The sequence below is a fragment of the Sodalis sp. RH20 genome (assembly GCF_047324205.1).
GTDB lineage: Bacteria > Pseudomonadota > Gammaproteobacteria > Enterobacterales > Enterobacteriaceae > Acerihabitans.
Genome location: NZ_CP178733.1, coordinates 5,719,164 through 5,745,234 on the forward strand (window position 1 = coordinate 5,719,164; position 26,071 = coordinate 5,745,234).

Genomic DNA, 26,071 nt, shown 5'->3' on the forward strand with positions numbered 1-26,071 from the left:
ACAATATAGGTGGCTCATATATTCTGTGATACACATGTACATCTATAAACGCAGTACCCATAGCAGTAAGTCGTTATAAAGTTGATGAATGTTAAATTTTAAGTGCGTTGTACCTTAAAAGCCCCGACTCTCCGAGTTGGGGCTTTTAACATCTGTAAGGCTGAGCTCCGGCCCTGACCGTCCGTCAAGAGCATGGCCAGTCCGATCTGCAGACCGCCAAAGCAGCACGCTGACGCTTTCGAGAGCATGACATCGCTGCGGTCGCCGGGAATCCGCGTGCACGCGGGGCGGTATAGAAGGCCCGCGAACGGACCCGCTTCACGCCAGATAACCTCAATGGCATCAACAGTATTGCATATCCCCAAGGGTATCATTTTTCCTTCCAGGGAATAAAATAATCACATTGCAGTAACGAAGCGGCGGCAACGGTCCTTTCGAGGGCATGGAAACGTGTTATATCGTAACCTTGCCGGCGGATGAATCACAGCGCGGGTAAGTGGTTTTCATAAATCTTCATAATAAATGAAGGTAACATATCCGATGGGCCATTATAGGTAAAACGCGCATAGATTCCCGTTTCTATAAATATTCCCTGACGTTCTGTTTCGTCAATTTGACCGGCGGCAATGCTATAGTAAGTTTGTTGTTTATGCTTTCTTGCCAGATAAAGATGATGTAATCCATACAGCATCGACGTTCCATCCGCATTGATGTCCCGTGCGCATCCGCGCAGATCGCTTGCTAAGGTATTGTCCTGATAACCATCGTTATCTACCGGGCGATACAAGCTGGCGGGCAGACGGACTAATGCCAAGCGGGGCAGCATCACTAACGCTGGTTGCGGTACATGAAAAGGGTGTAACTGTATCGGGGGTCTGAGGCCGACAGTATCCCAATCCGCCATCTTGCGGTAATGATCGGGCGTAATAAAAAATTGTTTTTTAAATGCGCGGCTGAAGCTTTGTTGCGAATCAAAGCCATATTCCAGCGCGATATCTAAAATGGATCGGCTGCTGTGGTAGAGTGCCAATGCGGCTTTGGATAACCTTCGCTCCCGTACATAGGTACCCAGCTTACTGCCGGTTATTTTCAGGAATATGCGTTGCAGGTGCCATTTAGAATAGCCTGCTTTCGCCGCAATGGCATCAAGGGATAACTGCTGATCGATATGGGACTCTAGCCAGTTAAGTAAATCTGAAATAATGTCATCATAAGTCATCGGTAATTTCCCTTGTTCCCGCGTGGGCGATGAATGAGTCATGGCGGTTAACGCGATTTCATACCGGGTATTAACAGGGGCGTGCCGTTTCTTGTCTGGAATAAGGTCAGGGCCGTTCTGCTGGCTCGCCCGGTCGTCTTCTTATCGGGTTGGCGTCACACCCTGAAAGCCGTGCATTCATTCATCGGCAGCGGCGTTGGGCTGGCCGGCGCCGGGGCTGTCCAGGGCCATGGCTTGGCGCTGCCACCCTGCGCCCAGGGCTTTGTAAAGCGCGATAGCGCTGCGCACTTCGTCCCCCTGGCTCAATGCCAGGGCGTCGCGGGCTTGATTGGCCGCGCGCTGGGCGGTAAGCACCGGCAGATAGCCACTCAAGCCTTGGCGATAAAGCCGGGTCGCCCCCTCCAGCGCCCGTTGGCTGTCGCCAACCGCCGCTGCCAGCGACGCCTGGCGCAGTCGTTCGCTATTTAACCCGGTCAGGGCATCTTCCACATCACGCAGGGCAAGGCGCACATCGCGCTCATAGGCCAGCCCCGCCGCCTGCATTCCGGCCTGTGCCGCCGTGACGCCGGCCCGCGCGCGGCCACCGTCATAGAGCGTCTGGCTTGCCTGCGCCCCGGCCGACCACGCCAGGCTGGCGCCGGAAAACAGGTCGTGCAACAGGCTGGCGGAGGTACCGATGCTTAACGGAATGCTGAAATGCGGGAAACGCGCTGCTTCGGCGACGCCAATCTGCGCCGTGGCAGCGGCCAGGCGGCGTTCATCCGCCAGCAGGTCGGGGCGCCGGCGGATAACGTCTGAGGGTAACGCCAGTGGCAAAGCCGGTACCATGGGCAGGCTGGGCGCAGGCTTGGCCAGCGTGGCCCGCCATTCGCCGGGGAAGCCTCCGGCCAGTACGCCGATGGCATGGCTCAGGCGGGCGATGTCTGCCTCCAGGAGAGGCGGTTGCGCCTCGGCGGACTCGCGCTCGGCGCGTGCCTGCATAACGTCCGTGGCGGTTCCCAGGCCCTGCCGCATTGCCCGCTCGGCCAGGTGCTCGCCATCATGCAGGGTGCGGATGTTGTCGTGGGCGATGACCAGGCGCGCCTGCGCGCTGCGCAGCCCGGCATAGTCGGCCGCCAGCTCCGAGAGTAAACTCACCTGCAACGCGTGTTGGTCATGGGCTAATGCATCGATGTTCGCATCGGCGGACTCCACCGCGCGCCGGGTGCCGCCGAACAGATCCAGTTCCCAGCTCGCATCGAAGCCGGCGTGCCAGGTACCGGATTGGCCGCCCAGCGTCCCATCGTCCAGCCTCTTGCTGGAGCGCAACGCTTCGCCCGAGCCGCCGGCCGACACGGTTGGCCCCTGGCCGGCGGCGATTGATACGCGCTCGGCGCGCGCCTGCCGCAACCGCGCCTGGGCAATGGCCAGATCCTGGTTGTTGGCCAGCGTCCTGTCCACCAGCCGATCGAGCATGGGATCGTTAAACGTGCGCCACCAGGTCTGCAAACGCGCCTGGTCGGCGGCTGCGACGGCGCCCGGCGCCTCGCTCCAGTGTGTCGGCACCGCGATCCGCGGCGGCTGATAGTCGGGGCCGACGGTGGCGCAGCCCGACAGGCCGGTGGCCAGGAGCAGTACCCATACGGGAACCGGAAAGGTGAATCCGCGGGGATGCATGTCTGTGCGCATAATCATTCCTTACATCCAGCGATGCAACAGGGTCGTCAAACGCCCTTGGTGAATCGGGGCGTGTCCCGGCTGGCCGACGTCAATACTGCAGGTCATGCCGGCTACCAGGACGATACCCGGCGGCACGTGGTCAATCTCGACGCGTACCGGGATACGCTGGGCCAGGCGAACCCAGCTGAAACTCGGTTCGACGCTTGGCAAACCCTGGGTGTCGGCCTTCTCGTTAGTATCGGTGATGCCGCGTCCGATGCTGGACACATGCGCCTGGATCAGGTCGTCGTATCCCATCAGCCGGACCTGCGCCGGCGCGCCGGGATGGATGCCGTAAAGCTTGGTTTCCTCGAAATAGCCGGTGATCCAGAAGCTGTGCGCATCCAGCAACGCGATGTTCGGCTGTCCGGCCACGGCATAATCGCCCCGGCGCAGCCGCAGGTGCGTCACGTAGCCATCGACCGGGGCGTACAGGGCTGCGCGCTCAAGGTCTAATCGCGCCACGTCCAAGGCCACCTGCGCGTGGCGCTGTTCCGCCTGGGCGATGGCTACGGCCTGGTTTGCCCGCTGGATGTCCTCGCCGGGCACCAGATCGTCCATGCCCTGACGCCGTTTGGCATCCTGGGCCTTCTGGCGCGACGTTGCGGTCGCCGCCGCCAGCTGCGCCTCGGCCTGCGCGACGGCGAGCCGGAAACGCTCGGGGTCGATGCGATACAGCACGTCGCCGCGTTTCACATACTGGTCATCGGCGACGGCGACGGCGGCGACAGTGCCGGACACTTCGGGGGCGATATGTACCACCTGTGCGCTCACGCGACCGTCGCGGGTCCAGGGTGCGAGCACGTAGGCGCGCCAAAGCGCGGCGACCAGCAACACCGCCGCGACGATCGCCGCCAGCGTCAGGGCCGCTTTCGCGGCGGGTTTTACGAGTAATGCGGCAGTAGACATAGTGTTAGACATAAAGAATCAGTATGGAAACCAGACAAAGGGAAATAGCGAACTCAAACAGCGCCGGATGCCAGACCCGGCGCAGCAGGCCGCAGCGTGCCAGCAGGGAGCGCAGGCCCAGGAACAGCGGCACCGCGATGCAGGCGTAGATGAAAAAGGGCGGCAGGTAGATGCCGGCGATGGCGACTTCACTGAACATGGGCACGGCTCCGCGGCAGTGTAGCGAAATAGGCGGCATGGCCCTCGAGCAGCGCCGCCACATCGGTAAACGCCGCGGCCAGGCGCTGCCGGTCCGCCGTCAAGGTCGGTTCGCCGGCCCCCATCCACATCAGGGTCCGCGCGGCGCGGCGCGCATGCCGGGCGGCCAGGACCGGAGTATCAGCGCGGCGGGCCATCCGCTGCAGCGCGACCGCGACCGGCGGGCGCAATGGGGACAGGGTCGGCGCAAGCCGCAGCCATGCGCGCAAGCGCAGCAGCTCGCGGCCCAGATGCAGGCTGGCCAGCGCGTCGCCGATGGCGTGATCCAGCGCGGCGGGCTGGGTTTTGAACACGGTGCCGAGCTGCGCCATGCGGTGCTGCTGATACCACTGCCAACTGCGGCGATCCGCCCGCGTGCCGCGCAGTACGGCCAGCGCGTCGTCGCGGATACGGCGGCGCAGCCGGTCATGGTCACGGGCAAGATTGCGCGGCAGCAGCAGGCGAAAGCTCAGCAGCGTGAAAAACGTTGCCAGTATCCACGCCACCGACCCGTTTAGAAACAACGCAAGGTCATAGCGCATAGGATTGGCCGCGGCCGCCAGCGTATTGAATCCGACCAGATAGGCCACGCCGGCCAGCCCGTGGCGGGGAATCGTCGTCGCGTAGATGCCCGGCAGCCAGAACAGGGCCAATACCACCAGCAGCAGCGGCAGCCCATCGATGCAGGGCAGCACGATGAACGCGCAAAGGAACGCCACCGGCACGGCCACGACGGTGCCCTTGATGAATTCGACCGCGCCGGCCGCGGGATTAGGGGCCGTCGCCAGCAGCGCGCAGCTGGCCGCCAGCCCCGCCAGCATCATGCTGCCATGCGGCCATCCGGTAAGGACCCAAAACCCGCCGCCCAGCACCAGGGTCAGCATGGCACGACATCCGTTCTCCATCGCCGCGGTGGTATCGCGGTGGAAAGGAATCGGCGATTGCGGGCCACGTGGGCGTGGGTGATGTAATGTGGCGATGCCCTCCAGCGCCGCGAGATAGTCGTCGATCTGCTCCACCAGCCGGTCGCCGGTGATAAGCTGCGCCACCTGTCCGGCCGGCGCCGCGGTTGAAGCCGCGGCAAGCGTGGCGCCCAGGTGCGTGCGTACCCGGCGCAGCGTTTGTATCGCCGGTTCCACCCCCTGCGGTCCGCCTGCCACGGCGCGCCCCGCTTCGCGCCATGCCTGCTCCAGCGCCGGTTGCAAGGCGCGCAGCGTCCGCTCGCCGGCGCTGTCCGCCGGCAGGGGCGGCACGCCGCCGACCAGCGCGGCGAACAATGACGTCATCGCATGCCGCACGGTCACGGCGCGCTGCGCCAGGTCGGCCGATTCCGCCTTGCCCTGCGCCAGCAGGTCGTCCACGCCATAGACCTCGGCAATTAGGCGTTGTCTCGCCGAGGCGGCCTGGGCGGCGCCGGCGTCGCTCTCGCTGCCGATCGCCCCAAGCTGCGTCGCCAGGGTATCGGCGATGGCCGCCGCCAGCCGCCGCAACTGGGCGTCGAGTCTGCCGCGCACGCCACGGGCGCTGAACAGCATCGATACCAGCCCCAGGCAGACCACTCCCACCATCACCGAAGAACCGCGGCTGATCACATTAGCAAACGTCAGCAGCGGATGCTCAAGGGCGCCATAGGCCGCCAGACCCACGGTGTAGCCGGCAACCACGACGCCGTACGCGCGAAAGTGGCGCAGCAGCGTCATTGCCGCCACGCTCAGCCCCAGCCAGAGGCCAAAGCCCAGCAGAAACAGCCACGGCATCTGCCCGAAGGCACTCATCAGCACGATGGCGGCCAACATGCCGGCCAGCGTACCGAGCACGCGCCAGGTGCCTTTGCCGATAACCGCGCCATGGATCGGGTTGATGACCAGCAGCACGGTGGAAGCGGCCGAATACGGCGCCTGCAGTTCGAGCAGATAGGCCACTATCAGCGCCAGCCAGGCGGCAAGCGTCGATCGCATGACGTAGGTGGCGCGCGGAGTGGTCAGATCAATCCGGGCCAGCCAGCCGCAAAGCCGGGTGATGATGGGAAGGGGGGCGACAGACGATGCCGGTGGTAATGTCGCAGAAGGCACGATGAACATTTCCTAAAGCTAAAGCAACGATTTGCATTACTTTAGGGCCCGGTATTGCTTACGGAAAGTGACTTTGAGTGAATCAACGAGTGCGTTCAACGCACCGATCGCCGCCAGCGCGCTATACCTTTCCCGGCTTGGCGGCAGGCGACGCATCCTCCCGGCACAAGAGCCGGATAGTGCGCCGCAACCACTGATGCGCAGGGTCGCTCTGCAGACGCGGATGCCATGCCTGGGTGAGAAGCACCGTCTTCAGGGGGACCGGCAGGTCGAAGAGGCGGATGTGTAGCCCGGCGGCGAAGGCGCTGTGTGCGAGATGCGCGGGCAGCAGCAGCAGCAGGTCGGATTCCTGCAAAGCGAATAAGGCGGTGTAGGGCGAGGACACCACCAGGGCGACATGCCGGCGCAGGTCCTGCGCCTCGATTACAGCGTCGATGGGACCATCGGATTTCCCACGCCGGGAAACGTTGATATGCTCCCAGCGGGTGAACTGCTGCAACGTCATGTCGTTATCGAAGATCGGATGATTCTCGCGGGCAACACCAACATAGGTGGTGGTGAACAGCGACTGCACACGGATCTCCGGCCCGAGCTTGCGCGAGCCGCTGATGAACAGATCGATGCGGCCGCTGCGCAGCGCCTCGTCGTCCACATCGTCTTCCTCCGGGGCGAAGCGCAGCATGGCGCGCGGCATACTCGTGGCCATCGCATCCAATAAACGGCCCAAGTGGATACTGACGAACTCGTCGGTGGCGCGCACGTTGAAACGTCGCGCCAAGGTTGTCAGGTCGACCTCGGCGCTGGGCGTCAGCACCTGTGTCGCCTGCTCGACCGCCGCCCTGACCTGCTCGCGCATGGCCAGCGCCCTCGGGGTCGGCACCAGTTTGCGGCCGGCCTGCACGAACACCGGGTCGCCCAGCGTTTCCCGGATGCGGCCCAGGGTACGGCTCATCGCCGGCGGGCTCAGGTTCATGCGCCGGGCGGCGCCCACCACGCTGCCTTCCTCCAGCAGGGCGTCCAGTGCGACCAGCAGGTTCAGGTCGGGGAGCTTCATCATCCATCTCTCATCCATTGCGTGAAACAGAATCTTAACGCTATACCCATGCCGTGAGAAGTACGGGAGAATGTTTACCCGGCAAAGGGGCAAAAAAATGAACACTTCCGTTTAGCCCGGCCCTGTTTACCGGGCGTCGATCGCGTCGAATAGTTTAAAAACACAATTCCCGCGTGCCTGGCTTAATATTTTGGTTTATGGCGACACTGCCGCTATGCTGACTGAGTCCTATCAGATTAATAGAACCTACTGAGTAGCCTGGCCGTTCTGAACGCTTATCACTATGACAAGAAATAACATCATTATGGCTGCTGCTCAATAAAAGCCAGATAGCGCAATAGGGTTAATGACGCTATTTTTTATGAAAAAGGAAAATAAGGAAATAAAGGATGAAAGCGAAGTTAGGAAAGCGCGCGGAGGCGAAAGAAAAAAATCAGGAAAATGACGCTTTGTTTTCCGAAAATAGAAGAAATCTCTTAAAAGAAATTACCGGTATAGCGGCAATAGGGGTGTTGGGAACAGCACCCAATTCCGTAACCGCCGGTGAGGTAAAGAGTCGCGCCGCCTTGCCTGCCCGTCAGGCAGCAGTGCGTGATTACGATGTGATCATTGCTAATGGCTTAGTTATTTTAGAACAGGGCGAAGTGCCTGCCGACATCGCCATTAAAAACGGTAAAATTGCCGCCATCGGCTCGGCATTAAAAGGGGCTGAACACGTGATTGACGCAAAGGGTCTGGTGGTAAGCCCGGGAATGGTGGATGCGCACGTTCATATAAATGAACCGGGGGGCGGCATTCGCAACGACTGGGAAGGCTATGTTACCGGAACCAGGGCCTGCGCCAAAGGCGGTGTTACCACGATTATCGAACTGCCGCTGAACCAATTGCCGGCCACCGTCGATAAAAAAACACTGGAAATTAAATATGCTGCCGGAGAAGGGAAATTAGTCATTGATGTCGCGTCTCATGGTGGCTTGGTTCCTTATAATTTAGAGAATAATGGAATCCAAGAGCAGAGCGACTCTGGAGTGGTTGGATATAAATGCTTTATGGCAACGTGCGGCGATCCTTCCATTAAAGGTGATTTTCTGAATGTTGATGATTATTCCCTTTATGAAGGCATGCGGCAAATAGCCAAAACCGGCAAGGTTTTGATGATTCATGCTGAGAACGCCGCCATTACAGACCGTCTAGCGAAAATTGCCTATAAAAAAGGCGAGGGATCGTTAACATCCTATGTGGCCACGCGTCCGGTTTTCGCGGAAGTTGAAGCCATCCGGCGTGCGGTTTTGTTTGCGAAGATGACCGGCTGTCCCATTAATTTTTGCCATATATCAAGTCCTGAAGCCGTGGACGAGGTGGTGAAAGCGCGCGGGGAAGGGGTTAATATTACCTGTGAAACCTGTAATCAATATTTGTATTTTGTGACTGATGAGTTGGACGATATCGGCCCGTTGGCAAAATGCTCGCCGCCTATTCGCGACCAAAGGGCGCAGGATGGCTTATGGCGGCATGTGCTGGCCGGCAATATAAACTTTATCACTTCTGATCATTCACCTTGTCCGGCAAAACTGAAAAACAGAAACAATGCGTTTGACGCCTGGGGCGGCATTGCCGGAGTACAAAATGACGTTGATATTTTTTTTGATGAAAGCGTACAAAAACGGGGGATGCCATTGACGCAATTTGCCAGACTCATCGCCACCAATCCTGCCGACCGCTTTGCTTTGCATACCAAAGGCAGCATTGCGATTGGTAAGGATGCCGACTTTGCCTTTATCAAGCCGAACTCGCCCTATACCCTTAAAGCGGAGGAGCTTGAGTACAGGAATAAAATCAGCGCTTATGTCGGCCGGACAATCGGCGCCCGGATTGTCCGGACCCTGTTACGGGGCGAAACGGTTTACAGTCTGGAAGATGGCCTAACCGGCTCATTCCCAGGCCGATATATCAAAGTGTGACCAGGCGAAGCCCGGCTATCAGCGCAAGGGGCAAAACGGCGGTTGTAATCCGTTATCCATTGCCGGCGCGCATTAATCCCCACCAGGCGGCAACGGGTTGACGCGCGCGCCGGACGCACGAGCATGCCGTCCGCGGATATGTCCCGGGCAATCCCGTGCTCACCGTGCGACAGGCGATACGGGTTGTCCTGACTGAGGTGTTGTGTCCTGGTCCGGGCAAGCGGCGTGGCCTGTCATCACCCCCCTTTGTCACGCTTGTACAGCCTGATATTGTTGTCTGGCGTAGTTGCGCGGCGGGATGCGGTACATCCCGAGCCAAGACAACGCGTCTGCCGTTGGGTAACAGAACACCATCCCCGGCCTCCAGCTGTAATGGGGCTTTGTCGCTTTCCATAGCTAACCATGCGGTACCGGATACGCTGGCATACCATTTGATGCCGCTATGGGCGCCAAAACTGACAGACCAGTCACCACCTCAATGCAGACCGCCTGCCACCCACATCTACGTTGCACGCCGAACCGGTAATGCAGCAGGGACTTGGCTAACGCTATGTTTAAAAGAGAATAGTTTATAAAATTTGAAGAGGATCGCATTACCTTATTTTTTCATTGGTAATTGTCTTGAGGTATACATATTATTTACAGATAAATGAATTCTGAATATTTCAGTCTTGATATTGAGGGTTGGGAAGCTTTTTTATTTATTATAAATAAACTTAAAAAAATTTAATATATAAATTCATATATAATAAAAATATTCTAACGAAATTAAAATAGGTTAATAAGTATTATCATTCATTAGCTAAATCGAAGGGCCTTGTCATTTAAGTCAGGTTTATAAGGGCGATTTTGGCCCATGCGTGTTCTTGCTTTATTAGCACAAGAGGTAATTTAATCAGAAGACGTAATCTGTAGTAAATGTAATAAGTTCCTTGGCGCTATTTTTTAACATATTTTCGCCGGAGTGCCGCTTTACGGTTCGCAGGAGTCTATGCCTTATTTACGAGGTGCTAATAATGGAATTACATCGCTCAGGTGCTACTGACCCATTCAAAATAAAAGACTTCTCATTAAGCAACCCACAGCTGTTGGCGGATCCCTATCCGTACTACGACAAAATTCGGCGGGAAGAGCCCATTCACTATTCGACGATGTATGGCGGATCGTGGCTGCTGTTCAGCTACGCTGACGTCAAGGCGCTGTTAACGGATCCGAGACTGACCAATGATCGGTCCGCCTTGCCGTTATTGGCGTTGCCCGACGAAGATCGAGCACAGTTTGCCGACATGATTCCCGTTCTCAGCAAGTGGTTAGCCTTCTTTGATGGACATGACCATGCGCAGCGTCGACAACGGCTGGACTGGTCGTGTCCAACGTTGCTCAGCAAAGGTTCCTTGTCCAGCGTTATCCGCAATGTTGCCGGGGATCTCATGGCGGCATGGCGGGAGCGGGACCGTGTCGATCTGATTGCCGATTTTGCCCGTCCGTTACCCGCAATAGTGATCACGCGGCTGCTGGGCGGGGCTGACGGTGATCATGAGCAACTGGCGAGTTGGTCCGATGATATCGCGTACCTGTTTGGCGCAAGCGATCTGAGTGTGGAAGAGGTACAACGCGGCCAGAAAAGTCTCCACGCATTCGGGCGTTATTTACGCGCGCTTGCTGGTGACGCGATAACATCCCGCCGCGACGATCTGATACTTAACCGTTTAATGAGCGATAGCGGCAAGGGATTCCAGTTCGATATCGAATCAGCGACCGCGCAGTGCATGCTGCTGATGTTCGCAGGGCTGGAGCCCACAAGGTATCTGATTGGCAATGCCGTCTGGGCGCTGCACCAGCATCCGGCCCAACGGCGCGCGCTGGCGGCGGATCTGGAACAGTTGCCGCTGGCGATAGAGGAGTTCCTTCGATACGGTACGCCCGTGCAGTACATTGGCCGCAGGGCGGCCACGACATTCACCTACAAGGGTTACCGCATCGAGGAGGGGCAACTGGTGCTGCCCTATGTCGGTTCCGCGAACCGGGATCCGGCGGTTTTTGATCACCCTGAAACCCTTGATTTACGCCGCACCCCCAACCGGCATCTTTCCTTTGGCACCGGCCCGCATGCCTGCATCGGCGCGACGCTGGTGCGCCAACAGACGCAAATCGCGCTTTCTCTACTGCTCACGCGCTACCCTTCCTTCGACGTGAGTCAGCAAACCGAACCCGTCTGGAATACGAACCTGGGATTCCATGGCCCCACATCGCTGATGATCAACACAGGAAAAAGAGGATAAGCCTATGAGCTGGAAGCGCAGCAACATTGCCGGATTTGCCGGCACTCAACTGGCCGCAATCGACTTCGGCGGGCAGGGCGGAGGGATTCTCCTTATCCACGGCATGATGGGCCGGGCAACGACCTGGTCAACAACGGCGCAGTGGCTGACCGAACATGGAAAAGTGATCGGATACGATGCCCGCGGCCACGGCTTAAGCGACGCGCCCGAAGGGCCCTACGACCGCAACGCGCATGTCGAGGACGCCGCCGCGGTGATTAATGCATATGGCCTCGCGCCTGCCGTGGTCATCGGTCATTCCATGGGCGCGCTCACCGCGTGGCAACTCGCGGGCAAGCATCCTGAACTGGTCCGGTCCGTGGTTATCGGCGATATGGCCGCCGTGGTGCCCGATGTCCAGGCACGCTGGCAGGCATGGCTGGATGAGTGGCCGGTCCCATTCGACAGTATTGCCGCTATCCACGCCTATTTCGGCGGGGACTATTTTGGTCAATACATGATCGGCGCGCATTCCGAACGAGTGCACCCGGCTGAAGGAGACTATTTTGTCGAGGTGTTCGCTGAGCGGCGGGATGGTTATTGGCCCCTTGCGGGTACGCGCAATGTTCTTGCCTGCCGGGCACACTGGAATAACCGCGATCATACCTCCGAGCTGAGCCAGGTTCACTGCCCGGCGCTGGTGGTCGCGGGGGAGCACAGTTATTTCCCCGCCGAGGGTTCACGCCGCATGGCGGATGTGCTCCCGGCAGGTGAGTTTGTATTGGTGCCGGACGCAGGACATGTACTGCACTTCGACAATCCCAAGGCTTGGCGCGCCGCAGTCGAGCCGTTCGTTCGCAAGACCATCGGACTACTGCCATGAAGCCACCATCATGGGAGGACATCCTGGGAGAGCTGCATGCCGCCGTCGGACGTCTTCTTGTCGGCGAGCATACGCCCTATCAACAACTGTGGTCCCGTGCGCCGGACGTCACCATGATGGGTGCCTACGGCGGCCTCTACACGGGGTACGATGCGGTCTGCGCGGCGATAATCCGTGCAGCCGCCAACTACCGGGGATGGCAGCCCGACTATCAGGAGGAACCCATCGCAGCCGTTAACGACGGGATGCTCGGCTATGTCATTTTGCGGGAACGCGTAACCAACATGAGAGATGCGACGGTAAGATGCCGGCGCGTCACGGTTCTGTTTCGCCGGGAAGAAGAGCAATGGCGGATTTTCCACCACCACTCGGACCCTCTGCACCAGGTGGTGTAGCGCGGTCCGGCTGTGTAGTTATACCGCAAGTCAGCCGACAACGGTTGCGCCATCGGTATTTAGGTTGCCGACAAAGAAAATTGGCGGGTTAACACCCGGCATCCCCGAACGGGGTCAATTTGCAAGGGGTTTTGGTCGCCTGATTTCTCTCTCTTCGACGCATCTCGCAAAAATAATCTTATCCACGTAATTAAACGTTTTTATCGATAAAGATTCTCCCCATCCCTGCCGTTGTTTGTGATGCAGGCGCAACCGGCGTCTGCCCTTCCAATGTGCGTCAACGATAGCGCGCCCTCTGGCGCTAATACAGCTTAGTCAGCATGCATTTCTACCCGCTTAAGCAAGGAGTACCTATGAATTGCATCTTCAGCGTGATCTGGAACCACAGCTGTAATGCCTTTGTGGTCGTCAGTGAGCTTGCCACTCGCCGTGGCAAACGCAGTGAAGTCGGTGCGATTCAGGTCGATGATCATTCAACCCCATGTAACGGAGCGCTCAAGCCGCTACCGTTTGCCATTGCCCTGATCTCATGCAGTATTTTCTGCATGCCTGTTGTCAGCATTGCCGCAGATTTGCCCACCGGCGGTCATGTCGTTCTCGGCAGCGGCCAGATTGGCACGGCGGCCAATCATCAACTGACGATCAATCAGTCCAGCCAAAAAATGGCGATGGATTGGCAGAGTTTTGATATTGGCAAAGACAACAAAGTGACCTTTGTTCAGCCCGGCGCTGATTCGATCGCCCTGAATCGGGTGATCGGTGCTGACGGTTCGAAGATCATAGGCCAACTTAACGCTAATGGCCGGGTGTTCTTGATCAACCCCAATGGCGTGCTGTTTGGTCAGGGTGCCTCCGTCAGTGTCGGCGGGTTGGTGGCTTCGACACTCACTCTCTCGAACCGGGATTTCGCCAACGGCAAATACGCGCTCAAGGGTGATGGCGGCAACGCCAGCGTCGTCAACCAGGGCACCATTACCGCAGCCGACGGTGGTGCCGTGGCGTTACTCGGCGGCACCGTCAGCAACCAGGGCGTGATTGTTGCGAAACTGGGTACCGTAGCATTGGCCGCCGGCAAGGCGGTGACGTTGGACTTCGCTGGCGATGGCTTGCTTAATGTCCAGGTCGATGAAGCGGCCAAGAATGCGTTGGCGGAAAACCGCCAGTTGATTCAAGCCGACGGTGGCCAGGTCATTATGACCGCGGCGGCCAGCAATGCGCTGCTCAGGACGGTGGTCAACAACACTGGTGTGATTGAAGCGCGGGGCTTGCAGCACAAGAACGGCAAGATCTCCCTCGGCGGCGGCGACAGCGGCCTGGCGCACATCGCCGGCACCTTAGATGTCTCGGCAACCCAAGGCACGGGCGGCGCGATTCAAATCACCGGCCAGAACATTGCGCTCGCGTCCGCCACCCTGAATGCCTCGGGCGCCAGCGGTGGCGGCGGCATTAAGATCGGCGGCGAAGCTCAAGGCAAAGGCACCCTGGCTCACGCACAAGGTACCAGCGTGGATGCCGGCAGCAGCCTCAAGGCTGACGCCGGGACCACGGGAAAAGGCGGCGACATTGTCGTTTGGTCCGACGGAACGACCGTGGCCAGGGGCAATTTTTCGGCCAGGGGCGGTACGCACAGCGGTGACGGCGGGTCTGTAGAAACCTCCGGCCACAGCGTTGACTTCACTGGCATCCAGGTGAGCACCTCGGCGACGAAAGGCAAAACGGGTGATTGGCTGGTGGATCCTGAAGACCTGATCGTTGATGACGTTTCAGCGGCCACGATCAACGCCGCGCTCTTGAACACCGACGTCACCCTGCAAACCACCGGCACCACCGCCTCCACGACCGGTGGATCTGCGGCCTCCACGGCAACCGGCCCCGGTGATATTTCCGTTAATTCCGCCTTGAGCTGGAGTTCGCCAAATACCCTAACGCTGGACTCGTTCCACTCCATTGCCATCAATGCCAACGTCTCCGTCACCGGTGCAGGCGGCTTGGTACTGGTGACGAATAACAACAGGAACGGCGCCAGCAGCGGCAGCGGCGATCTCAGTTTCGCCGATGGCGTCTCGGCCAGTTTCACGGCACCGCAAGGCAGCGGGCAGCGGTTGAACATCAACGGTTCGGCTTACACGCTGGTTTACAGCATGGCCGACATCGACGGAATCGACGGGGATCCAGCTTCGTCCAGCGCAATTACAAACCAAACTGCGGCGGGCGGATTAGCCGGCCATTACGCCTTGGCGCGTAATCAGGACGCGAGTGGCGTCACCTATACGAACGCCATTGTGGGGAGCTATGATAATGATGATGATTCACCCTTCTCCGGCACCTTCGAAGGCTTGGGCCATACGCTATCGAACTTGACCATCACGGCTCCGTACGCAAATTACACGGGGCTGTTTGGTTACAATCAGTGGGCAACGGTTCGGGACCTGGGTTTAGTGAATGGCGCTATCAGCGGCGGATCTTACGTCGGCGGTATCGTCTCGATGAACGATAGTTTCTCCTCTATATTAAACAGCTATTTCAGCGGCACGGTGTCAACGTCATCCTCCGGCATTATGATCGGGGGAATCGCCGGCTTGAATGGATATCGCTCGACGATTGCAAACAGCTACAGCATGGGCACTGTGACGGGCACCCGCTGGACAGGCGGAATAACCGGCTATAACGGCAGTGCCCTGGTGACAAACAGTCACAGTTCCAGCAACGTCAATGGCGGTACGGGTGACTACGTTGGCGGGGTAGTGGGCGCTAACGAAAGCGCCACCATCACCAACAGCTATAGCACCGGGACCGTATCGGGCAACACGCGTGTTGGCGGGGTAGCCGGCAACAGCTACCAGGGTACGATTTCCAACAGCTACAATACGGGCAACATATCGGGCGACAGTTTTGTCGGCGGTGTTGTTGGCCTTAACGATACGTCCAGTTCGCTCACAAATAGCTACAATTTCGGCAATGTCCAAGCTGATAATATTGTGGGCGGGGTCGCAGGCTATAACGACAGTGCTGTTTCCTCCAGTTATTCCACCGGCCAAGTGCGGGGGACGGCGGGCATTAACGTTGGCGGCGCCATTGGCTACAATCAAGCCGCTGGTACGGTTACCCACGTTTACTGGAATAGCGTGACCAGCGGCAATGCTGTTGGGATTGGCGGCGGTGTCGCTTCCGGTGTCACCGGGTTAACCACCGCACAATTACAGGGCGTATTACCTTCTGATTTCGATAATACCGTTTGGGCCACCGCCAGCGGTCTTTACCCCTATTTGACATCCCACTATCCGCACGGCACACCGCAAGCCATTTCCGGCTTTGCTCAAAACAGCGATGCGGCTGGCCAAGTCGCCACCGTGATTAACGGCGCGGTGGCCGGTACCTCGTCCATCGGCGCCGATGGTTACTATTACAGTCTGCTCGCGCCCGGCGCCTTGGCGAACACGAATGTGTTCACCTACGCGCAAAGCGGCGGCAATCTGGCTAATACCTTCACTCAGGGTGTTACGGATACGACCAGTAACATCAATCTGACGGCTAACACGCTGGTACTCATTGGCGATGAAAACTCACTGTCCTCGCTGCTGACTGATTTGAACGCGGCCAGCGGCGGCGTAGACAGCGCCAATAAGCTGTTTACCCTCGATGGCGGTGGCCTGAACGCCACCGATGATGTGCTACTCACCCAGGCCGGGAGTTTCATTGTTGACCAATCCCTGAGCGCTGTCGGCAGCAGCACCCTGAGCGTCGCAGGTGATTTGACCATCGCACAGGGCGGGCATGTCAGCGGGTCAGATGTGGTGTTGTCCACCCCGGGGGCCTTTATCAACAACGCCGGCAGTAACGCCGTTACCGCCTCGGCCGTCGCCGGACACCACTGGGTGATTTATTCCAATACCCCAACCACCGATACGTTTGCCGGGCTAAACAGCAACAATACGGCTATCTGGAATGCCAACATGAATACCCTTCCAGCAAGCGCCGTAATCGGCAACCGGTACGTGTTCCGCTATCAACCGACGGTCACCTACACCGCGGCAAACGTCAGCAAGACCTACGGCGACCAGGTAGACGTCAGCTCTGCGTATACCACCTCTGGCGTGAGTGCCGGTGTCGCAGGAGCATTCGCCGCCGATACCTTGGCTAACGTGGTGGCCGGCACGTTAGCGATGTCTTCGATGGGAACGGCGGCTACCGCAAATGTGGGCAGTTACGCCATCCAGGAAATCCAAAATACGTTAAGCGGTTTGGGTGGTTACCTGGTCGCACTCGCGAACACCGGAAACGTGATCGTCAATGCCAGACACATCACCGTGGCGGCCAACAGCGGCGGCTCAACGTACGGCGATGCCATCCCGGATAAACCGGGCATCGGGGTCACGGGCCTCGTCAACGGTGATCTTGATAGCGGACTGGGTCTGAGCAACGATTTCGCCATCACCAGCGCCGATAACGCAGGCAGCAATGTGCTGCATGTGGTCGGTACGCTGAGCAACGGTAACTACGTGATCGATCAGCGCATCAATGGCAGCTGGACAGTCAATGCCAGACACATCACCGTGGCGGCCAACAGTGGCAGCTCAACGTACGGCGATGTCACCCCGGATAAACCGGGCATCAGCGTCACGGGCCTGGTTAATGGTGATCTCGATAGCGGACTGGGTCTGAGCAACGATTTCGCCATCACCAGCGCCGATAACGCAGGCAGCAACGTGCTGCATGTGGTCGGTACGCTGAGCAACGGTAACTACGTGATCGATCAACGCATCAATGGCAGCTGGACAGTCAATGCCAGAAACATCACCGTGGCGGTCAACAGCGGTAGCTCAACGTACGGCGCTACTCATGTCCAGCCGACCCTAAGCGCCAGCGGCCTGGTCAACGGCCAAGGTGTATCGGTACTGACCGGTTTGAGCAGCACAGGCATTAGCGACACCACCCACGTCGGCACCTATGTGTTGAGCGTGCAGGGGGTCCTCGCCAATGGCAACTACACCGTGACCCAAACATCCGATGGCCAATGGACCGTCGATCCCCGCGCCCTGGTCGTTACCGCCAACAACCTTGGCAAAATCGTCAACGCCAGCGATCCGGCACTGACGTGGACCACCAATGGCAATCTGGTTAACGGTGACCACCTCAACGGCAATCTGACGCGCAGTGCGGGCGAAACCGTCGGTCAATACAGGATTGAACAAGGCACGCTGAACAACAGCAATTACGCCATCGCGTTCACTGACGGTGTGTTCAATATCGGTGTAACGCCGCTAAACCCATTACCCAGCCCCCCCGAAAACGTAGCGGCGGCGCCCACCACGCCGCTGCACGAATTGCCGTCACCCCCTACGTCTCTGGAGGTGCTACTCCAATTGCTCAGCGCCCCCGAAAACGTAGCGGCGGCAACCACCAAGCCTCTGCGTAAATTGCCGACCCCCACCACGCCTCTGGCGGTGCAACTGCCGTCCGACAACCTCTATAGCGTAATTGAGCAAGGCTTGCGCCTTCCAGAAGGACTTTGATTCATGCGTATCCGCCTTACTCCCATTGCCCTGGCTCTCCTGACGTTAACTGCGGGTGCGGCCAAGGCTGAAATTGCGCCGGACGCGGGTCAATCGATCCGTGAGATCCAAACGAAACCGCCGGCGTTACCGCCGCGCCAGACGCTGGATCTGAACCTTCCCGACAAGCCGGACACCAACCCGACGACCAGCGGGCCGACAATGCAGGTCGCGCAATTCAAGTTGACCGGCAATCAGGCAATCGGCAGCGCCGATCTGCTGCCATTGTTGGCCGACCTGCGAAATCGCACGGTCAGCTTTAGTGAGTTGCAGGCGGCTGCCGGGCGTATCACCCTGTTTTACCGACACAAAGGTTACCCGTTGGCGCGGGCTTATTTGCCGGCCCAGGACGTGGAAAATGGCATCGTCACCATCGCCGTGCTCGAAGGTCATTTTGGCGAAGTGACGCTCAAAAACGCGTCGCGCATCAGCGACGGCACTTTGGCGGTACCGCTTCACGCGCTGAAAAACGGTGGAGCGGTGCGCGCCGGCACCCTGGAACGCAGTCTGCTGTTGCTTCAGGAAACCCCCGGCGTCGAAGTCCGGTCCACGCTGAAACCCGGCACAGCCGTGGGCGCCAGCGACCTGGTGGTCGATGCCCGCTCGGCGCCGATGGTGTCGGGCCAAGTGGATCTGGATAACTATGGCAACCGCTTCACCGGTGAATACCGACTTGGCAGCACGCTGAACCTCGCCAGCCCGTTGGGCATTGGCGATCAGGCCAGCATGCGGATTATGGGCTCTGATGAAGATCAGCGTTACTACCGGGCGGCGTATCAGTTGCCGATCGGTCCGTGGGCGACGCAAATCGGCGTCGCTTACTCGGACATGAATTATCAGCTGGCCAAGAATTTTGACCATCTTGATGCCTCTGGCAACGCGAAGATTGCCAGCGTGTTTGTGCAGCAGCCATTGATTCGCACCCGGGATTTCATCCTGACTGCGCAACTGCAATTCGATGACAAACGCTTAAAAGATGACATCGATCTTTACGACTACAAAAGCAACAAACACTCGCATGTCGTGACCGCCAGCCTCAACGGCACCGCCCGCGACAATTTTTTGGGTGGCGGTTCGAATGCGTTCTCGTTGGCCTGGAGCCAAGGCAACCTGACGCTGGATAACCAGCAAGACAAAGTGCTGGACGATCAAACTGCCAAGACTCGCGGCACCTTTCAGAAGATCAATCCCAGCGTCGTGCGCCTGCAGCGCCTGACGGATCGGATCAGTCTTTATGGTCAGCTCCAAGGCCAATGGGCCGGCGGCAACCTTGATTCCTCCGAAAAAATCAGCCTCGGCGGCGCGTATGGCGTACGGGCTTATCCAGAAGGCGAAGCACAGGGCGACCAAGGTTATGTGGCCAACGTCGAACTGCGTTACGCCCTGACCGAGATCGCGCAGTTGTTCACCTTCGTCGACCATGGCGAAGTGCGGCTGAACAAAGACACGTGGGTTGACGGCGAAAATCACCGCAGCCTTTCCGCTACGGGCGTGGGCTCGACATTGTCTGCCGGCAACTGGCATTTGATGGCTGTCGCGGCATGGAAGCTGGGTAATGCCGATGCGCAAAGCGACGTGGATCGTACGCCGCGGGTGTGGGCGCGGGTTAGTCGTTCGTTTTGACGATTAGCGTTACGCCGTAAGTCGGGTTTTGCGCGGCGTCAGCCAGGCAATGCGCAACGCCGCGCAGCAGCGGATTCCGCTGGTGCGATCTTCCAAGTTTGGCCGCAAAAGCCCTGATGTGGTCTGCAATCTGACGGCGGTGAATATTCCGTTAAAGCATCTCTAAATCGTCATGATATTGTTATTCACGCGTAGTTTTGTATTATCTATGTGAAATGTCTGGGGACAAGAACCAGAGCCATTTCATCGGCTAGGACGGTGAGTTCGTTATTAACGCCTGCTGACGTTGCGGCAGGTTCGGAATCAATAGTAACGTCGAGATCGTGGATATCTACGCGATCTCCAAACAACATAATGGCCTTATCGCCGTGCTGTTTGGAAGGCCACTGAAGTCCTTGAGCCTTAGGATTGTCGCCATGGATTTTTTCGGCCCATCTACGCGTCTCCGGGTAGTTATCTGCGGAAGAGCCGAGCAAATCGCCTTGCGTGATGCCGTTTTTTTTCATGAACCGGGGGTTTAGGTCAACAAGCTGAATATCTTTTTTGGAAGAAATCTGGCTGCGGGCAAGCTGGTCCAGAGTGGATAGCTCTACAGGCGCATCTTCGCAGGGTGAGGGGAGGTCATGTAACACCGTCTCCATCAGTGCGACCGGCAGATTTTCCCCACCGTACAATGTCGGGATGCTATTGCCTTCGCTGTCTATAATGGGACTGAACCTACTTTTGCCTTTTCCCGGGTTAAATTCTGTCGCACCAAACTGCGATGGGTGGATGCGCTCGATGATTTTTCCTTTCGGCCAGGTTGTCAGCCTGGCCGAAAGGATATCGGTTTTTCCGGGGATTTTGATTTTTTTAACCATGGACAGGCCCCTCCTTAGCCCGTAATGCGGCTTCCAATACCCGCTCCGGCGCTGAGGTCAGGAGGTCTTTGGGTTTTTTATTACCCAGCCAGCTATTGGGGGTGCCAAACCAAGCGGCTAGAGACCATGGTGTTTTTGTTTCCCCGAACAGTTCTATGATCTTTTTCATCAGTGGCAGGGGTTGTCCACCGATATCCAGCGCATAAGCCGGATACAGGTCCCTACCTTCCGATGTTATGGCAAAAATCTTTCCGGCCCGCTTCCAGCGATTTGGTAACCCGCTGGGGTTTTTCACATCGGCACTGGCTCCCCCTCGGCGTGAAACTTCCTGGGCAGGTAGCCACTCGCTGTCATTCAGGATGATCTTTTTAAGTTTCTCCAGACGTTCTGTGTTGGTTGTCCCTGCGCTCCTTTGCCTGCCTCCGGTCTTAACCTTTACTGAAGCGGTTGCTGTCTGTGAGGTCTTGGGACGTTGGCTCATCCCGGTTACGGCACGGAAAGCGGCATCAAGCGCAATTTTAAAGGTTACGTCATCAATGGATGGAGGACGCTTCAGTACATAGTACAGCTCTGTCTGATCTTCCTGGTCATCATAGAAGTCCGGCACTGTAATAGTCATGTCAGCATGTCCGTCATCAGTTTTAAAGTACGAGATATTGTCTGCGGGGATTGCCATGACTTTAAAAGAAGAGCCTTTTTCTCGTGTGATCATGATCTGACTCCTTGTGATAGTTTAACTATATATCTGATATCTACAATATATACAACATTCCGATAATATGCCATATACACAAGGGGGAGACAGTGATTTTGCCGGTTGTTGCATCTGCTGGGTAAGCGTGCGCCCAGTATTGCAACTACCCACAATTATACTAATATAATCATAAGGATAATAGGATAAAATTATTTACAGGGATGGTTGAACAGTGGTTAATCAGGAACACGTTTCGCACTCATGTCTAGATGAAGAAATGAATTCTTCTGTGTTTAGCGATCGCCGCCATGCCGATATCGGCAACCCACTGCCGAGATAACGGGGCCGAGATACGGAGCATAGTGCAGCTTAAATATTTCTAAGGTAACTATTTGATAAAAAATGGTTAAATGAATTTTTAACAACCATTCTCTTGCCTGAAAATCACTTGCGGTTAATCGTCGTTAACGGTATCTTTTATCCTCGCCTGCAAAATCAGGCGCCGGGATTAGCCTCCTGCATAACTTCACTGACGACATAAGGCGCGTCTGCGCTTTTTTTATGTCGTGCGTTCTGCTACACCTCAATGGTGGGCCGGACGGGGGCGTCGCAAGATGCGCCGGTGTCAGTGAGGCCGGTAAGGTCAACTCCGTTCGGTTCCACCACCTATGAGATTGACCTCTCCGGTAGTGGAAGTAATTCGTTACTCACTGGGGGCCGCCCTATGGCAACGATCCCTCCTCACGCTCACGCGTTACTTTCCATCCTGTTCGATTCGACCACTGATTTTACCGTTCTGGCCGGCCATTGTGAAAACCTGGCCGACGCTTTGCTGCAAAGCGACGATCCGGCGCAGCGCCAGGCGCTCAGCGCACGGCGTTTGACGTAAGAGCAGCAGGTAGGGTGGAATATTGATTAATTTTAAACCTATGCACCGGTTTTGACTGGCGCATTGTTCTCTGACAAACTCAGGGTATCCGCAGAATATCCTGAAATTCAGGGGAGTAACTATGACAACCCGTTATGACAGTGACTTTTATGGCTGGACTCAGGAACAGGCAGGTTTATTGCGTTCAGGTCGTCTCGCCGAACTGGATACCAAAAATTTGCTTGAGGAAATTGAGTCGATGGGAACAAGTGCGGAAAATGAGCTTGAGTCTCGTCTTGAAGTTCTATTCATCCACCTGTTGAAATGGCAGTTCCAGGCGGAAAGACAAGGACGGAGTTGGAAACTGACCATTGAGGAGCAGCGCCGTAAGATTGAGCGACGCCTGAAAAAAAGCCCCAGCCTCAAACATCATCTTCCGGAAATTATCGAAGATGCCTACGGCGATGCGGTGATCAGCGCGGAGCGTGAAACCAATATCAAGCGCACCGTTTTCCCATCTTCTTGCCCCTGGTCTTTTGAACAATTTATGGACCCGGAGTTTTATCCGGAATGATTGCCAGGTAACGGTCATTTTTACTGCTTTGCATAATTATTATCTCGTTAACAGAAACGCCGGTTTTAACCGGCGTTTCTGTTAACGAGTACTGAAAAAATCTCCCTTGAATGGCCGTATTATAAAGGTTGAACTGGAGTGATCCTACCCGGTTTTGACGGACAGGCTACTATTGGCAATGGACTGGCCCTGGGATCGTGGACATTCCCACTTCCGAGATAACGGCGAAAAAGGCAGCTTGAATGTTTCAAACATAATCATATGATAAACAATGGTTAAATGGATTTTTAACAACCATTCTCTTGCCTGAAAATCACTTGCGGTTAATCGCCGTTAACGGTATCTTTTAGCCTCGCCTGCAAAATCAGGCGCCGGGATTAGCCTCCTGCATAACTTCACTGACGACATAAGGCGCGTTTGCGCTTTTTTTGTGTCGTGCGTTCGGCTACCTTTCAATGGTGGGCCGGGCGGGGGCGTCGCAAGACGCGCCGGTGTCAGTGAGGCCGGTAAGGCTAACCCCGTCCGGTTCCACCACCCGCGAGATTAGCCTCTCCGGTAGTGGAAGTAATTCGTTACTCACTGGAGGCCGCCCTATGGCTACGATCCCCACTCACGCGTTACTTTCCATCCCGTTCGATTCAACCACTGATTTCACCGTTCTGGCCGGCCATTGTGAAAACCTGGCCGACGCTTTGCTGCAAAGCGACGATCCGGCGCAGCGCCAGGCGCTCAGCGCACGGCTTGACTGTTGCCTGGCGCAGCTGCGGTCCACGTTGGACGATGCCATTCCGCCTCATCTGATGGCAAGCCTGACCGTGGATGACCTGCCCATGACCACCCCTCGCTTTGAACCCGATGCCGATCTGCTCTGCGGGTACGGCCAGGCGCTGGCGCGGTTGTTGGCGGAGCGTAAATTATCGCCGGAGATGGAGCCGGTACTGGCCGGGCTGCTGTTTGATTTGGTGGTGTATTTCGCCGATGAACTGCGCGCGCCGCGCTGGATACGCACCGTAGACGGGATAAAATTTATCGAGGAAGTAAACAGGGTTCCGGAATACTGAATGGTGGAAAGCAAAAAACCAGCCGTTAGGCTGGTTTTTTTAAATCATGGTGCCCGGACTCGGTAACATTTTAGTTCACTATTGATTTGTATTCCATCATAAATTTTTCCTCCCCCCGTTGCCAAGATCCGCAGATTGACCCGCTTAGTGGCATATAATTTTAAGGGTAATGCCCGGTGCTGAAGGAATTAACAAAAAGCAGGTATAAAAAACACGCTGTAGCAGGTTTCAGCGCAAGCGTATAGTCAACCGGCGTTTGCATCACGGCTACGCAACGTGCCATTGCCTGCCGCACGTTCAAAAGAAGCCTTAAGCTGGCGCATGGCTTCAGCTTTACGCTCGGCCATTGTCATCCGTTTAATGGTTGAAATATCGTGTTTTGAGTGCATAACCCATTCCTCCTTCGCCAAGTCCGGCGTTCACTTCATATACTACATCATGTGGCGATTGCTGTAAAACACGGTCATAGAAGCGTTATAGCTTCGGCGTCTCTGCAACTGCAAGGTATGCCCTGGCTCGATAAACGTTGTGATGTAGCGTTATGATTGTTTCCAGCGCTTCCGCTAATTCGTCGGTAAAATTTAGCCTTCTGGAACACTGGCTTTTGGATGGCAGTTCATAAAAATTGCCGCTTTCAAAATTTTCGAGCCGGTCAAATTTTACGTCATAACAACGTGTGGGAATTTTAAATCCGGCTTCATCACTTCGGTAGTCGTGATACTCAGGATCTGAGGTTATCACCTCGGCAAACAACACAATGAAATTATGTGTCTCTATACAAAAGTCAAAGCGATGCGCTGTAAAGTCACCATGGGGGAATTCAATAAAATTATCTGAAAGGTATACTGGCATATCAATAGTTTATGGGTTTTTTAATGCCTCAGTATACCAGTTGATTTCTGAACCGGACATACTTACCTGTTGTTCAGACAGCGTGAAAATTAAGATATGAGCTGAAAGACCGTACTTGCCGACACAACCATCTGGGCGGCATCAGTCCGGAGGCCTTTGACCGGGCCTCCGCTAGTGTTAATTGGTTACCTGCGGATAGGTGCCTAAGGCCAGGCGGGATTCTTTGCCGCCGAAGCGGTAGCGGAAATACCACAGACGCGAGCCGCTGGTGGATACCAGTAGATACAGACCGTGGGCATCGGTGAGTTTGTAGGATTTTACCAAGATTTTTGCAGCGCGGATTTTACTGTCAGTCAGAGCCATGTGAGGGCCTCTCCATTCATCGAACTGAATGACCCGCAATTTGACCCCACATTTTCCGGATACCTAGGGATAAATCAAAACGTATCGGAAAGGGTTTTTACGCCAACTTATTGAATTGCAATACCATAGGGATTCATAAGAAAGCATAAAAAAGAAGAAGTGGCGCCCGGACTCGGACAAAAACGCCGGGAGCGTTTTTGCACAGCGCGTCAGCGCTGGCCCGCAGGGCGAGCCTCATGGATGAGGCGAGTCATCGAACGCCGTTCGATGGAGAGTCCCGATGCCAGAAAGCAAAAAACCAGCTGCTAAGCTGGTTTAATCAAAAATGGTGCCCGGACTCGGACAAAAACGCCGGGAGCGTTTTTGCACAGCGCTTTAGCGCTGGCCCGCAGGGCGAGCCTCAGGGATGAGGCGAGTTATCGAACTCGGTTCGATGGAGAGTCCGTAAGCCAGAAAGCAAAAAACCAGCCGTTAGGCTGGTTTCTTTAAATCATGGTGCCCGGACTCGGAATCGAACCAAGGACACGGGGATTTTCAATCCCCTGCTCTACCGACTGAGCTATCCGGGCAACGGGGCGCATTAAACCGTATCGCCGGGATGACGTCAACGGCTTTATCATCTTTATCCGCTCGATCGGCGAGTTTTCACGCAGTCAGCGTTGTGCCGCCCGCGGGCGTATCCGGGGTGGCGGCGTAAAAAACCAGGGTAATACGTGATAGCGCCCTTTTTCCGGATGCGATTATTTCATTATTTTCTATAGCAAAAATACGCTAAGGCTATTTCTCATTATGGCGCCGGTATTTATACGTGGCGATAAACGTATTTTATTGGTCATTATGATCATGCCTGGTTGGCGAATGGAAAAAGTTGAAGCGCTGTTTATTGTCAATCACACCATCCTGGCCGGCGCTGACGGGCCAGGGGCCGCGGTATT

The 26,071-nt window shown here is 56.6% G+C and carries 19 protein-coding genes, 1 tRNA gene and 3 pseudogenes; 10 read left to right on the plus strand and 13 right to left on the minus strand.

Annotated elements, in window-relative coordinates:
* Positions 1-481: 481 nt before the first annotated feature.
* The 6 genes from ACL2XM_RS26120 to ACL2XM_RS26145 form a co-directional block, all read right to left on the minus strand.
* Positions 482-1,219 carry a helix-turn-helix domain-containing protein gene (locus ACL2XM_RS26120; protein ID WP_413731942.1) on the minus strand — a complete coding sequence of 246 codons (738 nt, stop codon included), beginning with the start codon at positions 1,217-1,219 and terminating at the stop codon, positions 482-484.
* 177 nt (positions 1,220-1,396) lie between these two features.
* Positions 1,397-2,887, minus strand: coding sequence for an efflux transporter outer membrane subunit (locus tag ACL2XM_RS26125; RefSeq protein ID WP_413731944.1), 1,491 nt, complete (start codon positions 2,885-2,887; stop codon positions 1,397-1,399).
* Between the two features lie 9 nt (positions 2,888-2,896).
* The gene (locus ACL2XM_RS26130) at positions 2,897-3,838 is read right to left on the minus strand and encodes a biotin/lipoyl-binding protein (RefSeq protein ID WP_413731945.1); all 942 of its coding nucleotides are present in this window, start codon (positions 3,836-3,838) and stop codon (positions 2,897-2,899) included.
* Positions 3,831-4,025 (minus strand): DUF1656 domain-containing protein, encoded by a 195-nt coding sequence (locus ACL2XM_RS26135; protein ID WP_410013535.1) that lies wholly within the window; start codon positions 4,023-4,025, stop codon positions 3,831-3,833. Before ACL2XM_RS26135 ends, ACL2XM_RS26130 begins: the two co-directional genes overlap by 8 nt.
* Positions 4,015-6,135, minus strand: a complete 2,121-nt coding sequence (locus tag ACL2XM_RS26140) for an FUSC family protein (RefSeq protein WP_413731947.1) — start codon at positions 6,133-6,135, stop codon at positions 4,015-4,017. The genes ACL2XM_RS26135 and ACL2XM_RS26140 overlap by 11 nt, the downstream gene beginning before the upstream one ends.
* A gap of 121 nt (positions 6,136-6,256) precedes the next feature.
* The gene (locus tag ACL2XM_RS26145; protein WP_410013537.1) at positions 6,257-7,192 is read right to left on the minus strand and encodes a LysR family transcriptional regulator; all 936 of its coding nucleotides are present in this window, start codon (positions 7,190-7,192) and stop codon (positions 6,257-6,259) included.
* A gap of 386 nt (positions 7,193-7,578) precedes the next feature.
* Here ACL2XM_RS26145 and allB point away from each other — a divergent pair, with 386 nt between their 5' ends.
* A complete protein-coding gene (allB, locus tag ACL2XM_RS26150; protein WP_413731949.1) occupies positions 7,579-9,150 on the plus strand; it encodes an allantoinase AllB in 1,572 nt (523 codons plus the stop codon).
* Between the two features lie 52 nt (positions 9,151-9,202).
* On the opposite strand, the pseudogene ACL2XM_RS26155 reads toward allB, so the two are convergent.
* Positions 9,203-9,610 (minus strand): annotated as a pseudogene (locus ACL2XM_RS26155) (cupin domain-containing protein); the annotation flags it as partial.
* 556 nt (positions 9,611-10,166) lie between these two features.
* Here ACL2XM_RS26155 and ACL2XM_RS26160 point away from each other — a divergent pair.
* From ACL2XM_RS26160 to srlR, 6 genes and pseudogenes are all read left to right on the plus strand, one after another.
* On the plus strand, positions 10,167-11,432 hold the full coding sequence (locus ACL2XM_RS26160) for a cytochrome P450 (protein WP_410013541.1): 1,266 nt from the start codon (positions 10,167-10,169) through the stop codon (positions 11,430-11,432).
* Positions 11,433-11,436: 4 nt separating this feature from the next.
* On the plus strand, positions 11,437-12,294 hold the full coding sequence (locus ACL2XM_RS26165; RefSeq protein WP_413721439.1) for an alpha/beta fold hydrolase: 858 nt from the start codon (positions 11,437-11,439) through the stop codon (positions 12,292-12,294).
* A complete protein-coding gene (locus ACL2XM_RS26170; protein WP_413721438.1) occupies positions 12,291-12,689 on the plus strand; it encodes a YybH family protein in 399 nt (132 codons plus the stop codon). Before ACL2XM_RS26165 ends, ACL2XM_RS26170 begins: the two co-directional genes overlap by 4 nt.
* Positions 12,690-13,042: 353 nt before the next feature.
* Positions 13,043-18,202 (plus strand): MBG domain-containing protein, encoded by a 5,160-nt coding sequence (locus ACL2XM_RS26175; RefSeq protein WP_413731951.1) that lies wholly within the window; start codon positions 13,043-13,045, stop codon positions 18,200-18,202.
* 3 nt (positions 18,203-18,205) lie between these two features.
* On the plus strand, positions 18,206-19,864 hold the full coding sequence (locus ACL2XM_RS26180) for a ShlB/FhaC/HecB family hemolysin secretion/activation protein (protein ID WP_413731953.1): 1,659 nt from the start codon (positions 18,206-18,208) through the stop codon (positions 19,862-19,864).
* 37 nt (positions 19,865-19,901) lie between these two features.
* Positions 19,902-20,009, plus strand: a pseudogene (gene srlR, locus ACL2XM_RS26185) (glucitol operon DNA-binding transcriptional repressor SrlR); the annotation flags it as partial.
* 61 nt (positions 20,010-20,070) lie between these two features.
* Here the strand turns inward: srlR and ACL2XM_RS26190 are convergent.
* The gene (locus ACL2XM_RS26190) at positions 20,071-20,724 is read right to left on the minus strand and encodes an RES family NAD+ phosphorylase (RefSeq protein WP_413727693.1); all 654 of its coding nucleotides are present in this window, start codon (positions 20,722-20,724) and stop codon (positions 20,071-20,073) included.
* Entirely contained in the window at positions 20,717-21,436 is a 720-nt protein-coding gene (locus ACL2XM_RS26195; RefSeq protein ID WP_413731955.1) for a hypothetical protein, read from the minus strand. The genes ACL2XM_RS26190 and ACL2XM_RS26195 overlap by 8 nt, the downstream gene beginning before the upstream one ends.
* Before the next feature lie 706 nt (positions 21,437-22,142).
* On the opposite strand from ACL2XM_RS26195, the gene ACL2XM_RS26200 reads away from it, so the two are divergent.
* From ACL2XM_RS26200 to ACL2XM_RS26210, 3 genes are all read left to right on the plus strand, one after another.
* A complete protein-coding gene (locus ACL2XM_RS26200; RefSeq protein WP_413727695.1) occupies positions 22,143-22,307 on the plus strand; it encodes a hypothetical protein in 165 nt (54 codons plus the stop codon).
* Between the two features lie 121 nt (positions 22,308-22,428).
* Positions 22,429-22,860 (plus strand): DUF29 domain-containing protein, encoded by a 432-nt coding sequence (locus ACL2XM_RS26205; protein ID WP_413727696.1) that lies wholly within the window; start codon positions 22,429-22,431, stop codon positions 22,858-22,860.
* A gap of 593 nt (positions 22,861-23,453) precedes the next feature.
* On the plus strand, positions 23,454-23,921 hold the full coding sequence (locus tag ACL2XM_RS26210; RefSeq protein WP_413731957.1) for a hypothetical protein: 468 nt from the start codon (positions 23,454-23,456) through the stop codon (positions 23,919-23,921).
* 245 nt (positions 23,922-24,166) lie between these two features.
* Here the strand turns inward: ACL2XM_RS26210 and ACL2XM_RS26215 are convergent, their stop codons facing one another.
* From ACL2XM_RS26215 to ACL2XM_RS26230, 4 genes and pseudogenes are all read right to left on the minus strand, one after another.
* Positions 24,167-24,310: a hypothetical protein gene (locus tag ACL2XM_RS26215; protein WP_413727698.1), complete on the minus strand. Its 144-nt coding sequence runs from the start codon at positions 24,308-24,310 to the stop codon at positions 24,167-24,169.
* 85 nt (positions 24,311-24,395) lie between these two features.
* Positions 24,396-24,773: a hypothetical protein gene (locus ACL2XM_RS26220; RefSeq protein ID WP_413729468.1), complete on the minus strand. Its 378-nt coding sequence runs from the start codon at positions 24,771-24,773 to the stop codon at positions 24,396-24,398.
* Between the two features lie 183 nt (positions 24,774-24,956).
* A pseudogene (locus ACL2XM_RS26225) lies at positions 24,957-25,136 on the minus strand (Arm DNA-binding domain-containing protein); the annotation flags it as partial.
* Between the two features lie 493 nt (positions 25,137-25,629).
* Positions 25,630-25,705: transfer RNA gene (locus ACL2XM_RS26230), tRNA-Phe, on the minus strand.
* Positions 25,706-26,071: the final 366 nt, after the last annotated feature.